The following is a 12,234-nucleotide window of genomic DNA, read 5'->3' on the forward strand; positions in this document are numbered from 1 at the left end:
AACTTCCGACAGGAAGTTTCTGACAAAGAATCCGCCGCGCCTGAGCGATAGCGAAGGTCAGACAAACCAAAACCCAACTTCCGGCGAAGGGTTTCCGCCCGTCATACGTTGATAGAGATGCGGGCGTTTCGCCGGTTCGGCATCATAAGGAGACCCGTACCCATGTATTCCCCGCTCGCCTTAACCCTCGCCCTGATCGCCGCGTCGCCGGCGGCGGCAACACCCGCCGGCGTTTCAGCCGGATCGCCGGCAGCCAATCTTGTGAGCGCCGCAGCCATGCAATCGGCGCGCCGGCAATATCGCGCCGCGCCGCGCGTGCGGCCGGTTCGGCCTGTCCGCCCGCGCGAGCGACCGCACATCAATCCAGCCCGGATCCGCAATGCGATCGCCAATGGCGCGACCCCGGCGCGCATCCGCAAAAAGATTCAGGAGCATCACGGCCAGTAGGCGCGGGAGACGCTGGGCGGCCAGGCGCGGTCAGGAAACCTCGCGCGCGAACGCCTCGATATCGGCGAGCGAGGGCGGCGTACCGCGCGTCCAGCGCGACAGGGCCGTCATGATCCGGATATGGCCGATGTCCTCATAAACGATATGGCGCACCGGCACGCCCGCCGCCTCCAGCCGCTCGGCGAGCCCGCTGCTGTGGCGCGGCCGCACGACAGTATCGAGCGCGCCATGGAGGAGCAACGCGGGCGGATCGCCTTCACCGGCGAAATTGATCGGCTGGGTTGCATCGAGATCGGGCGCGCGGCTGAACGCGCCGCGCGTGCTCGGTGTATCGAGCGGCAGGAAATCATAGGGCCCGGCCATGCCGACCCAGCCGGCGATGCCATCGCGGTCTGCGCCGAGCCAGCTTTCGTCCATCGCGAGCAAGGCCGCGATATGCGCGCCCGCGCTATGGCCGACCATTACGATCCGGTTCGGATCGCCGCCGCTCTCGGCAATATTCTCCCGCACCCAGCGGATTGCTGCCGCACCGTCCTCGACGAAATCGGGGAAATGGCCCTCCGGTGACAGCCGGTAATTGGGAACGACCGTCACGAAGCCGCGCGACGCGAAGGCGCGGCCGGCAAATTCATAACCCGCCTTGTCCCCGGCCCGCCAGCCGCCGCCATGGATGAAGACGATCACGGGATGCGCCGCATCCGCCCCGCCGCCCGTCGGCGCATAGACATCCAGCCGCTGGCGCACGCCATCGCCAAAGGCGATATCCGCGGCGATCCGCGCCGACCCCGCATCCTTGGGCACGAGCCGGTTGAACAGCATGAGCCGATCGGCCGTATAGACATAGACGGCCGCCGCGATGAGCAGCAGGACGAGCGCGATGAGCGTGTAGCGAAGCATCGGGCGGGGTTAGGGAAGCGGCCTAGGTTTGTCGATATCGGGGATTTGTTCGTGAGACTCTCTTTGTCAGAATTTCCTTTGCAGGAAATCGCCGCACCAGCCCTCACCCCCTCCCGACCTCCCAAACAGGGTATACTCATGGGAGGCCGGGAGGGGGTGAGGGCTGGTGCGGCGCTCAACCGATAGGTTGAGTCTGACCAAAAATCCCGGTGCCGCGCTCGACCGATAGGGCGAGTCTGACAACGCTCTACTATAATCAACCAATATGGTTATATTTCACTAATCAATCTAACCGCTCGACATTCACCATCTGGTTCTGCAAATCCGCCCGGCCGAAGATCGTCATAAAGGCGATGTCGGTTGCATCGCGCCCCGTGATGATCGGGACGAGGCCTTCGATGGGTGCCATCCGCGTCGCGTCGATCATGTGCCAGCCATCTTCGAGCCAGATTTCGGCGACCGCGTGAAAATCCTGCGGCTCGAGGTTCCAGGCATAGGCGGACACCATGCGCGCGGGGATGCCGGCGGCGCGCGCGAAGCTGATCAGCAGATGCGCATAATCGCGACAAATGCCTTCGCGCGAGATAAACGTATCGGCCGCGCCCGTATCGCCGTCGCTCGCGCCGATGACATAATCGAGCTGATCGTGCACCCAGTCCGCCATCGCCAGTATCTTCGCGCCGCCCTCCAGATCGCCAAACTGTTTGGCGACGAAGCTCGCGAACCGGTCCGACTGGCAATAGCGGCTCGGCCATATATAGGGCACGGCCTCGCCCGGCAGATCGGCATAGGGCGTAACGCCGAGCCCGGCGATATCCTGGACCGTGCGCTCGACGTCGACCGTCGCGCGATATTCGACCCGGAACGGCCCCGATCCGCGCGTCCATGTCCGCCGCCCGAGACCCGCATCGACCGGCACCGGGTGCAGCTCCGATCCCGTGGCGACTGTCATGCGACCCTCGATCACGCGCTGCGTCGGCTCGTTCGCCGCCGCTTCGATCTGCAGCAGGATATCGGCTTCGGCATCGATCCGGTAATCGAGCAGGGTGTGAATCGAAAGGTGCATGGAGCGCTTCCCATAGCCGCCGGCGAAGGCGCGCGCAGCCCCTATCGATCCCGTCTGGCCACACGCCTGGCTACAGATTGTCTTCGAACAGCGCGCTCATCCGGGCCCAGGCGCGTTCGGCCTCGGCCTCGTCGTAGACCGGCGTGTCGAGCACCGTCCAGCCATGATCGGCGTTATAGATTTCGATCTCGGCCGGCCGCCCGGCGGCGTCGGCGACGTCGCGCAGCACGATCTTCGCCTCCGGATCGCGTTCGTCGTCATCCTGTCCATAGGCGATAAGATAGCTGGCCTGCGTGTCAGGGAGCAGGTTATGCGGGCTTTGCGGATCGCCCTCGCGCACCAGCCCGCCGCCATGCAGCGAGGCCGCCGCGCGCACCCGGTCCGGCACGGCAGCGGCCGTCCAGACGGTGAACGGCCCGCCCATGCAATAACCATGCGTGCCGACGCCGCGCGCCGAATCGACTTCTTCGCGCGCATCGAGCCAGCCGATCACAGCTACCGCATCGCGCATAATGGCATCCGCCGTCAGCTGCTCGCGCCATGGCCGGACGGCCTGAAACCCGTCATTGGCCATGAAGTCGGCAAAATCCTCGAACTGCGAGGCGGGACGATCGCGATAATAGGGATTGGCGACGAGCACCGCATAGCCCTGCCCGGCCAGCCGCCGCGCCATCACCCGCTTCGCCTCGCGCAGCCCGGCAATATCGGGCCAGGTAAGGATGGCGGGGTGGGCGCCCGTGGCGGGGCGAACGAAAAAGGCGTCCATCGTGCCGTCCGGGGTGGCGATGGTGACGGCGTCTTCGGCCAGCCCGTTCTCGCTATCCCCGGCCTGCTCGCCACTCTCCCCACGCACCGCCGGCGCACAGGCAGCAATCGCGCCCACCGCCCCGAGCGCCGCAAACTGGCGGCGGTTCAACGACCAATCCGTGCGGCCACTGCGGGCCCATTTTTTAAGGTTTTTGGTGTCGCACATACGGATTCTCCCTACCTTCTTGGGTCTAATGTTCTGCAACGCAGACGTCACCAACTTGTTATCGAGCGGTGGACTCGACTTGATCAATGGAAGCAATAGTATGTGAGGATGAGTGGCGACGAAACAGAGCGTTCTTATTTTTGGAGCACGAAGCCGGGAAAGGCAGTTTACAGCAAGGCGATAGACTCTTTCGCCGGCAAGAAAATTCGAATTGTCTCTGAGATCATCGAAGGAACCGAAGGCCTTCGTTTTGCCGTCGTAAAGGACGACCTTGTCCTCCGAACAACCCCTGCTGGGCGATACAAGCTAAAAGCTACCTTCGTAGAAGACGACCGCGAAATCAGATCGCTCGTCTTTCAGCGGTATCTCAACACCAAAGGACCGCTTGAGCGCGATCAGTTTACCTTGGTTCACAAGGAGGTCGATACACTAATTCAATTCCTCCACGGCATCCGGACCGTCGACTTCGAGAGCGACGGCAAAAAGCACGTAACTGACGAACAACTTCGCAACATAAAACTCAACGAGGCAAAAGCCCGAGGGTTATTCGAGGGTAATGAAGACCTGTTTATCAAAATCGCGGAGAACGAAGAACTACAACGAGATCTCGTCGCCATCGGTTATCGGCGCAAGCAACTAGAACGATTTGAAAAACTCCTCAACGATCCGGACTACTTTAATGCTGCGCAGGCGACAGCTAAAGCTAAGCGCCCCGAGGACCTTTGGCAGCTCTTCTTTGAAGCTAACACTTGGATTTTTGGGTACGGACTATCCTTCCAATTCGTGACAGAACTGGATGACGCAAAGCTTGAACAGATCGTCCGCGGTGCAGATGTAACTGGCCCCGGCAAACGCACTGATGCACTCATGAAAACTCGCGCACGAGTAAACTCCCTGTGCTTCGTGGAGATAAAGCGCCACGATAAAGGTCTGCTTGGCACGGAGTATCGATCAGGGGCGTGGTCGCCTTCGAGAGATTTGAGCGGGGGCGTGTCGCAAGTGCAGGCTACAGTTCAAGATTCAGTAGAAAGGCTCGGTCGAAGTTTGAGGCCAACGCGACAGGGCGGCGATCCGACCGGCGAGACATTGTTCAACATTAATCCTCGTGCCTTTTTGGTGATTGGAAACCTTGATGAGTTTATGACGGAACAAGGCGTCAACGAGGAGAAGTTTCGGTCATTCGAGATGTATCGCAGAAACATGCGACAACCTGAGATCATCACTTTTGACGAGTTGCTTCATCGCGCTCGGTTCATTGTCGAGCACGGCGAAGATATCACCGAAGACGCAGACAGTGCTCGCGAAGAAGACGTTCCATTCTAGATCGCACAGTTGAACGCATCTGCCTTATCTGCCACTAGCTTCCCTCAAAGAACATAATTAGAACGTCAAACCATGTCCCTCACCAAAATTTCCGTCAAAGGCGCGCGCGAGCATAATCTTAAGGGCGTCGATATCGATCTGCCGCGCGACAAGCTGATCGTGATTACCGGGCTTTCGGGCAGCGGAAAATCCTCACTCGCTTTCGATACCATCTATGCCGAGGGGCAGCGGCGTTATGTCGAGAGTCTCAGCGCCTATGCGCGGCAGTTTCTCGAGATGATGCAGAAGCCCGATGTCGAGCATATCGAGGGGCTCTCGCCCGCGATCTCGATCGAGCAGAAGACGACGAGCCGCAACCCGCGCTCCACCGTCGCGACGGTGACCGAGATCTACGATTACATGCGGCTGTTATGGGCGCGGGCCGGGGTGCCCTATTCGCCGGCGACGGGCGAGCCGATCGCGGCGCAGACGGTCAGCCAGATGGTCGACCGGGTGATGCAGCTCGAAGAGGGCACGCGCTTCTATCTGCTCGCGCCCGTGGTGCGCGGACGGAAGGGCGAGTATCGCAAGGAGCTGGCCGAGTGGCAGAAGGCGGGTTTTACGCGCGTCCGTGTCGATGGCGAATTCTATGACATTGAGGACGCGCCGGCGCTCGACAAGAAATTCAAGCATGACATCGAGGTGGTGGTGGACCGGCTCGTTGTACGCGAGGGCATGGAGACGCGGCTGGCGGACAGCTTCGAGACGGCGATCCGGCTGGCCGATGGGCTGGCTTATGTCGATCTGGCGGACGGTGTTGTGCCGGGGCGCGAAGATGGCGATGCCGATGGCGGGAAGATGAAGGGCACGGGCCTGCCCGACAACCGAATCGTCTTCTCCGAAAAATTCGCCTGCCCGGTCTCCGGTTTTACGATCGAGGAGATCGAGCCGCGGCTGTTTTCGTTTAACGCGCCGCAGGGGGCGTGTCCGGCTTGCGACGGGCTCGGTGAGAAGCTGGAGTTCGACGAGGATCTTGTCGTCCCCAATGGCGAGCTGTCCCTGAAGAAGGGCGCGGTCGTGCCCTGGGCCAAGTCCAACCCGCCGAGCCCCTATTATATGCAGGTGCTGGGCAGCGTCGCGAAGCATTTTGAATTTTCGCTCGATACGCCGTGGAACGAACTCTCCGAACATCATCGCGATGTCGTGCTGCACGGGACGCAGGGCCTGCCGATCACGCTCAGCTTCAAGGACGGGCGTAAAAGCTATGACGTGAAGAAGCCGTTCGAGGGCGTGATCGGCAATCTCAACCGCCGGATGATGCAGACCGAGAGCGCCTGGATGCGCGAGGAGCTCGGCAAGTTCCAGACCGCCGCGCCCTGCGAGGTGTGCGGCGGCGCGCGGCTGAAGCCCGAGGCGCTGGCGGTTAAGCTTGGCGGTGAGGATATCTCGATGAGCGCGCGCCGCCCGGTCGGCCAGGCGCTGGCCTGGTTCGAGGCGCTGCCGGAAAAGCTCAGCGACACCCAGCTCCAGATCGCGACCCCCATCCTCAAGGAAATCGTCGAGCGGCTGGGCTTTCTGAATAACGTCGGCCTCGATTACCTCAATCTCGACCGCAGCTCTGGCACGCTGTCCGGCGGGGAGAGCCAGCGCATCCGCCTTGCGAGCCAAATAGGTTCAGGACTGTCCGGCGTTTTGTACGTATTGGATGAGCCGAGCATCGGCCTTCACCAGCGCGACAACGACCGGCTCCTCGCCACGCTCAAGCGCCTCCGCGATCTCGGCAATACGGTCATCGTCGTCGAGCATGACGAGGATGCGATCCGCAGCGCCGATCATATCGTCGATATGGGGCCGGGCGCCGGCGTCCATGGCGGGGAGGTCGTCACCGCGGGCACGCTCAAGCAGATCCTGCGATCGAAGAAATCCCTCACCGCGGATTATCTGAATGGCCGCAAGGAAATCGCCGTCCCCGCCAAACGCCGCAAGGGCACGGGCAAAAAGCTGACCCTCAAGGGCGCGACCGCCAACAACCTCCAATCGGTCACCGCCTCCATCCCCCTCGGCACCTTCACCTGCATCACCGGCCTCTCCGGCTCCGGCAAATCCACCTTCACCATCGACACGCTCTACGCCGCCGCCGCGCGGGCGCTGAACGGCGCGCGCATCGTCGCAGGAAAACACGAAAAACTCGAAGGCCTCGAATATCTCGATAAAGTCATCGATATCGATCAGTCGCCGATCGGCCGCACGCCCCGCTCCAACCCCGCCACCTATACCGGCGCCTTCACCGCGATCCGCGATTGGTTTGCCGGCCTCCCTGAGGCGCAGGCGCGCGGCTACAAGCCCGGGCGCTTCTCGTTCAACGTCAAGGGCGGCCGCTGCGAGGCCTGCCAGGGCGATGGCGTGCTCAAGATCGAGATGCACTTCCTGCCGGACGTCTATGTCACCTGCGACGTCTGCCACGGCGCGCGCTACAATCGCGAGACGCTGGAGGTGAAGTTCAAGGGCAAGAGCATCGCCGATGTGCTCGACATGACGGTCGAGGATGCGCATGAATTCTTCAAAGCCGTCCCCCCGATCCGCGACCGGATGGCGATGCTCGAACGCGTGGGGCTCGGCTATATCAAGGTCGGCCAGCAGGCGACGACGCTATCGGGCGGCGAAGCGCAGCGCGTGAAGCTCTCCAAAGAACTATCGAAACGCGCGACCGGCCAGACGCTCTACATCCTCGACGAGCCGACCACGGGGCTTCACTTTGAGGACGTCCGCAAACTGCTCGAAGTGCTCCACGCGCTGGTCGAGCAGGGGAATACGGTCGTGGTGATCGAGCATAATCTCGATGTGATCAAAACGGCCGATCATATTCTCGACCTCGGCCCCGAAGGCGGCGACAAGGGCGGGACGATTGTCGCGCAGGGCACGCCCGAAGAGGTGGCGGCAACCAAGGGCAGCTATACCGGCGCCTATCTGAAGGATATGCTCGGGAAGGTGGCCGAGGCGGCGGAGTGATCGGTATCACAGCGCCCGGCTCTCCCATGCTATAGCAAGTGGGGGAGAGGAGGACGCACGCGATGAGGGGATTGCAAAGCAGGCATGCGCGCGTCGTGCGGCCCTATGGGAAGGTGCTGCTGAAAACGGTGCTGCCGATCTGTTTCTGGATCGGCTTCCTTGTGGCAATGCTCGCGCCGCTCATCTACCCGGCCGCGCTAACGCTCGCCTCTCCGCTGCTGTGCGGTGGCACGCTGGAACAGGTCAACACCCCCTATTCCTTGCCCGCTGAATCGGGGGTCGCATCGAGCTTTTTCTGCGTTACGGAGAGCGCGCGCACCGAGCTTTCGACGCTCGCGCTGATCGCCGCGAATGTCGCCGCCTATATGGCCATCGCGCTTGCCGTCATCGCGCCGATCGGGCTGATCGTGCGCCGCAATCTCGGGGCGCGGACGGGCGAACCGGTGCCGGCGATCATGCGCGGCCATTTCGCGCAGAATATCGAAGCCGATGGGGCCCGGCGGAGCGTGACCCTGGAAGGGCGCGATGCGGACGAGTTTCTCGAAGGGCTGTCGGGGCTGATCGACGGGGCCGACATTACGGCACGGAGCAGCGAGACGATCGACCTCCGCGATGCCGATCTCGATACCAGGCTGCGCACGGTTGCCGGGCTGCGCGCACAGGGGCTGATCGATGACGAGGCCTATCAGGCGATCGTCGCGAAGATCCGCGAAAAGGGATAGGGGAGCGGGGCAGGCGATGCCGAAGAATATCAACCTTGAAACGGGCACAATGATCGCCGGTCCGCTCTGGGTCGGCGCGCTGATCTTCGGGATACCGATTGCGCTGTTCTTCGCCATGATTGTCTATATTCCGATCGGCCTTTTCATGCCGTCATCGCTGGAGCTTGTCGCGCCGCTCTATTGCGACGGCGCGGTCGAGGCGACGGTCATCCGGTCGAACCCGACGCCCGGCGAAACGAGCTGGTCCACCGAAACCTATTGCACCGAGGGCGGCGTGACGCGCTCGATCGGCTGGCCAGTCACGCTGACGATGATCGGCATCATATCCGTGCCGATCTGGGTGGTGTGGACCTGGTCGCGCGTAGCCCGGCGGCGGCGGCTCGGCATCGTGGCCGGCCAGCCGATCCCGGCCGGCGCGCGATTGCTGGAACGCGCCCACAAGCACCGCAGGCGGGCATCGGGCGACACGCGGGACAGCCCGGCCGACCCCGCAACCCGCCTCGCCGAACTCCGCCGCCTCCGCGACCGCGGCCTGATCGACGCCGAGGATTATGCGACGAAGAAAGCGGCGATATTGGAGGAGCTGTAGGGGCGGGGGACGCCGGAGGTTTGGCGTAGGCGGAGGTTATGTGGGGAGTATTTAAAGGGGATGCTGGGAAACATGGCTGAGGCGGCGAAGTGATTGTTAGTTTCTCTGTGCAATGGCCTGCAATACGCTCTCGCCTTTTCCAGTGATGAACCAAAGTCCGTTCGAATTTTGATGGGCCATTCTTTCCTTTGAAAGTTTGGTCAGCGCGTGCGTCACAGAACTCGGCGAGCGTTTCACAAGTTTGCCGATTGATCGCCTCGAAACGCCTTCTGGATGACTATCAATAATTAGAAGCGTTTCTAAGTGTGCGGGCATTTCAGCGGTCACCACGAACTGTCCACCGACGTGCTCGACATGCGGCATAGTTCTACGCATTACGGTCGATATCGTAGAGTCTAGCTCGTAACCTTCCAAATCGCCGTACAGTGAAAGCAACTCTGCCAACGTCCATGCCATAGAACCAAGAGCCTGAGTAGCATCCCGTTTTCGCGGATTGACTCCCTTCACGTGAACCGCCCCTCGCTTGGACCTCATGTCATATGCTGAGGATGCCAAGATTCTGGGGATCAAGATTCGGGCCGACTCAGGCAAGTTTACGGCCTTCGACAACGTCTGAACTGCCTGCGAGAAATTTTTAATTTCGTCTGGAAGGGAAGATGTCGATTCAAGGATCAGGGCACGGATCACGTGTTCAGAAAACAGTCCCGCCTTCACCAAGCAAGTATCAAAGTCTCCAGCATTGTGCTTCTCAACTGCACTGTTGAAGGTGCTCAAAAGGTCATCAACCAAAGCTTCTGGAAAACTTGATAGAAGCGCGGCCCTGACCCGATCATTGCCCCACACTACGCCTCTCCAACCTCAGCCTTGATCTTGCTCAGATTGGCAGGGACGATGCGATAGTCGGATTTGTCCTTTCTCAATAAATTTTCTTTTTGGAGGGCTTTTAGAGTAGGGCGCAGTGATCCCGGCTTTATCCCCAACGGCAGCTCCAAGTCTTTTGGCGCGGTTTTCACCCGGTATTCTGGCTCGTCTAGATACGGCCAGCCTTCATTGGCTGTCAGGTAGACAAGTATCTTTCCCCTGTTCGACAGGTCACCTGCATCCGGCGTCAAAACAATGGATTTTTCGTCGATATCGTAGCGCACGAAATCCTGTACGATTTGTTCTATAACCTCTTCGTTGACAGAGGAAGCAGACGCAGCGAGATCTTTCAGAGCCATGATTATTCCTCGAGTTCAGCGAGTTTCCGCCCAGTGCGAGTCACGTAAAAGCTGTTTCTGTCACCTTTGATGGGTGCCAAGTAGCCCTTTGAAATCGCGGTCGAGAAATCTCTTGGGAAATTAGCCGGTGGTGGCAAACGCGCTTCTTGATAGCGATCACGCACGTCTTGACGGCTAATTGACTCCTTGCCTTCGGTTTCCATCACCCAAAGGGCAATTAACGCGATTGTTTCAGCACTCGTTTTGGGGTCTATCTCGTTTATCAACTCGCTTAAGGCAAGGTCGAATACGCCTCCGCCTGCGCCACCGCTCTCTTGGGATTCGGCGACACGCGGCACTGCATCGGGATCGAGGGACGCTACACGCAACATTTCTATGGCTTGCTGCAAAGTCACCTTTCCTGTAAATTTGAGCCCTAATCCGTCGATCGAGACATCGATATCTTTATCTTCAGCCACCGCTGTTCTCCGTATTTCTCCATACATATAAGTATGAATAGCGCCTGTGTCAAGCGCTGGTCGCGTTAACTATCTCACGGGTGAGCGTAGACATAGAGTGATTTTTCGACGCACCGGCCGCAAAATCCGCTTTAGCGCGGACGTGAAGCGGCAGAATATTCAATGTTGAATCTGCTATCCATTGAGAGAACAAGGCGTGAATATCGTTTCAATTTTTTGTCCGCGTTAGTATGAGGATATACGGATAACTAATTTATTATAATTTATCAGCATCTTGTATTGTTTTGTGGTATATGCTTGATAGACGCTACAGTAATATAGTTTGAATGAATGTTCAGTCCAGAAACGATCAACGGGTAGCAGATTCAACATTGATGTCACCGACGGCTTACCGCTACAGCTACAGAGGCGCCTAGCCAATCACTCTGATCTTCCCGAACCATATCCCCTTGCAATGTAGGATATCATCTGACCTATCCTGTCGGATGACGGACAACGAAAACCCCCACACCCTCCCCGCCCGCGCTACCCCCGCCGATCCCGGATGGACGCCGAAGCGCCAACGCTATTTCCTCTCCCGCCTCGCGGACACGGGCAATGTGCTCGGCGTGTGCCGGGAGATGGATATGTCGCGGCAATCGGTTTACGCGCTGCGCGCGCGGGACGCGGCTTTTGCGCGGGCCTGGCAGGGGGCGATGCTGCGCCATCGCGATGCGCTGGTCGATATCTGCATGGAGCGGGCGACGATGGGCGTGACCGAGGAGATCGTCGTCGATGGCGAACTGGTCGAGCGGACCAAGCCCGACGGCGCGATGCTGCGCCATATGCTGAACCGGGCGGACCGGCTGTGCGACGATGACAGCCTCGCCGCCCGGCCCGCACATCAGAGCGAGCTGCATTTCGAAGCTTTGCTCGATTGCGTCGATCCCGACGAGATCGTGCAGGCCGAGGGCGGGCCGCCGGATCGCGCGATGCTGCTCGCCGATATCGCGGCCAGCGCGCGGTGGGACTGGAAGGGCGATGAGGATATCGGCGCCTTCGATGTCAGCGCCGCCGGGGATGCGGACCGGGCGCGCCTGTCGCACCAGGACTATCTGGCGCAGACCGACCCCGCGCCCGATATCGGCCCCGGCATCCGGACCGGGAAGGTGGCCGGGCCGATGGGCTTTGCGAGCGACGAGGAAGCCGTGGAGGCGCTGCTCGACTATAAACGCATAATGGCCACGCCGCCGGGAGAGATTGACACTTCCGATCTCGATCCTGCCGAAGCGGACGAGTGGACCGACGAACAATGGCTGCGCGCGCAACGCAGCGGGCTAACGGAGCGGATGTTCGCCGAGGAGGAGGATTGCGGCGCGTGGGAGTATGATGATGCAGATGGCGCGGACGCGCCGGACCGGGACCGGGAGGACGGGGGCGACCCCTGACCAGTGTCAACCAGTGTCAACCGGGATGGGGGTGGGGATTCTGTTTGTCAGGGGTTTTGTTTGTCAAAATTTTTCCTCAGCGGAAAAATCGCCGCACCAGCCCGCACCCCCTCCCGACCTCCCA

Annotated in this window: 12 protein-coding genes; 6 read left to right on the forward strand and 6 right to left on the reverse strand. The window is 60.6% G+C overall.

Going from position 1 to position 12,234, the window contains the following annotated elements; all coding sequences use genetic code 11:
• Positions 1-162 precede the first annotated feature (162 nt).
• The gene (locus Q0974_RS06565; RefSeq protein WP_299324051.1) at positions 163-447 is read left to right on the forward strand and encodes a hypothetical protein; all 285 of its coding nucleotides are present in this window, start codon (positions 163-165) and stop codon (positions 445-447) included.
• 30 nt (positions 448-477) lie between these two features.
• On the opposite strand, the gene Q0974_RS06570 is transcribed toward Q0974_RS06565, so the two are convergent.
• The 3 genes from Q0974_RS06570 to Q0974_RS06580 all read right to left on the reverse strand — a co-directional run bounded on the left by Q0974_RS06570 (position 478) and on the right by Q0974_RS06580 (position 3,383).
• A complete protein-coding gene (locus Q0974_RS06570; RefSeq protein WP_299324052.1) occupies positions 478-1,344 on the reverse strand; it encodes an alpha/beta hydrolase in 867 nt (288 codons plus the stop codon).
• Between the two features lie 283 nt (positions 1,345-1,627).
• Positions 1,628-2,410: a transglutaminase family protein gene (locus Q0974_RS06575; protein WP_299324055.1), complete on the reverse strand. Its 783-nt coding sequence runs from the start codon at positions 2,408-2,410 to the stop codon at positions 1,628-1,630.
• A gap of 70 nt (positions 2,411-2,480) precedes the next feature.
• A complete protein-coding gene (locus Q0974_RS06580; RefSeq protein WP_299324058.1) occupies positions 2,481-3,383 on the reverse strand; it encodes a dienelactone hydrolase family protein in 903 nt (300 codons plus the stop codon).
• Positions 3,384-3,491: 108 nt separating this feature from the next.
• On the opposite strand from Q0974_RS06580, the gene Q0974_RS06585 reads away from it, so the two are divergent.
• The 4 genes from Q0974_RS06585 (at position 3,492) to Q0974_RS06600 (ending at position 9,005) form a co-directional block, all read left to right on the forward strand.
• Entirely contained in the window at positions 3,492-4,706 is a 1,215-nt protein-coding gene (locus tag Q0974_RS06585; protein WP_299324060.1) for a Shedu immune nuclease family protein, read from the forward strand.
• A 72-nt stretch (positions 4,707-4,778) separates the two neighbouring features.
• Positions 4,779-7,694 carry an excinuclease ABC subunit UvrA gene (gene uvrA, locus Q0974_RS06590; protein WP_299324063.1) on the forward strand — a complete coding sequence of 972 codons (2,916 nt, stop codon included), beginning with the start codon at positions 4,779-4,781 and terminating at the stop codon, positions 7,692-7,694.
• A 62-nt stretch (positions 7,695-7,756) separates the two neighbouring features.
• Positions 7,757-8,416 (forward strand): hypothetical protein, encoded by a 660-nt coding sequence (locus Q0974_RS06595; RefSeq protein ID WP_299324065.1) that lies wholly within the window; start codon positions 7,757-7,759, stop codon positions 8,414-8,416.
• A 16-nt stretch (positions 8,417-8,432) separates the two neighbouring features.
• Entirely contained in the window at positions 8,433-9,005 is a 573-nt protein-coding gene (locus Q0974_RS06600; RefSeq protein WP_299324068.1) for an SHOCT domain-containing protein, read from the forward strand.
• A gap of 96 nt (positions 9,006-9,101) precedes the next feature.
• Here the strand turns inward: Q0974_RS06600 and Q0974_RS06605 are convergent, their stop codons facing one another.
• The 3 genes from Q0974_RS06605 to Q0974_RS06615 are packed head-to-tail and all read right to left on the reverse strand — an operon-like array spanning position 9,102 to position 10,683.
• Positions 9,102-9,848, reverse strand: a complete 747-nt coding sequence (locus Q0974_RS06605; RefSeq protein WP_299324070.1) for a hypothetical protein — start codon at positions 9,846-9,848, stop codon at positions 9,102-9,104.
• The gene (locus tag Q0974_RS06610) at positions 9,848-10,225 is read right to left on the reverse strand and encodes a hypothetical protein (RefSeq protein WP_299324073.1); all 378 of its coding nucleotides are present in this window, start codon (positions 10,223-10,225) and stop codon (positions 9,848-9,850) included. The genes Q0974_RS06605 and Q0974_RS06610 overlap by 1 nt, the downstream gene beginning before the upstream one ends.
• Before the next feature lie 2 nt (positions 10,226-10,227).
• Complete coding sequence (locus Q0974_RS06615; protein ID WP_299324075.1) at positions 10,228-10,683, reverse strand: hypothetical protein; 456 nt, start codon at positions 10,681-10,683, stop codon at positions 10,228-10,230.
• 485 nt (positions 10,684-11,168) lie between these two features.
• On the opposite strand from Q0974_RS06615, the gene Q0974_RS06620 reads away from it, so the two are divergent.
• Positions 11,169-12,110 carry a hypothetical protein gene (locus Q0974_RS06620; protein ID WP_299324077.1) on the forward strand — a complete coding sequence of 314 codons (942 nt, stop codon included), beginning with the start codon at positions 11,169-11,171 and terminating at the stop codon, positions 12,108-12,110.
• The last annotated feature ends 124 nt before the right edge of the window (positions 12,111-12,234 follow it).

It is taken from the genome of Parasphingopyxis sp. (assembly GCF_028279465.1).
Classification (GTDB): Bacteria; Pseudomonadota; Alphaproteobacteria; order Sphingomonadales; family Sphingomonadaceae; genus Parasphingopyxis.

Excerpts from the sequence above, each read along its gene's own strand:
- Q0974_RS06565 (WP_299324051.1), top strand. The coding sequence starts at position 163 with ATGTATTCCCCGCTCGCCTTAACCCTCGCCCTGATCGCCGCGTCGCCG.
- Q0974_RS06570 (WP_299324052.1), bottom strand. The coding sequence starts at position 1,344 with ATGCTTCGCTACACGCTCATCGCGCTCGTCCTGCTGCTCATCGCGGCG.
- Q0974_RS06575 (WP_299324055.1), bottom strand. The coding sequence starts at position 2,410 with ATGCACCTTTCGATTCACACCCTGCTCGATTACCGGATCGATGCCGAA.
- Q0974_RS06580 (WP_299324058.1), bottom strand. The coding sequence starts at position 3,383 with ATGTGCGACACCAAAAACCTTAAAAAATGGGCCCGCAGTGGCCGCACG.
- Q0974_RS06585 (WP_299324060.1), top strand. The coding sequence starts at position 3,492 with ATGAGTGGCGACGAAACAGAGCGTTCTTATTTTTGGAGCACGAAGCCG.
- uvrA (WP_299324063.1), top strand. The coding sequence starts at position 4,779 with ATGTCCCTCACCAAAATTTCCGTCAAAGGCGCGCGCGAGCATAATCTT.
- Q0974_RS06595 (WP_299324065.1), top strand. The coding sequence starts at position 7,757 with ATGAGGGGATTGCAAAGCAGGCATGCGCGCGTCGTGCGGCCCTATGGG.
- Q0974_RS06600 (WP_299324068.1), top strand. The coding sequence starts at position 8,433 with ATGCCGAAGAATATCAACCTTGAAACGGGCACAATGATCGCCGGTCCG.
- Q0974_RS06610 (WP_299324073.1), bottom strand. The coding sequence starts at position 10,225 with ATGGCTCTGAAAGATCTCGCTGCGTCTGCTTCCTCTGTCAACGAAGAG.
- Q0974_RS06620 (WP_299324077.1), top strand. The coding sequence starts at position 11,169 with ATGACGGACAACGAAAACCCCCACACCCTCCCCGCCCGCGCTACCCCC.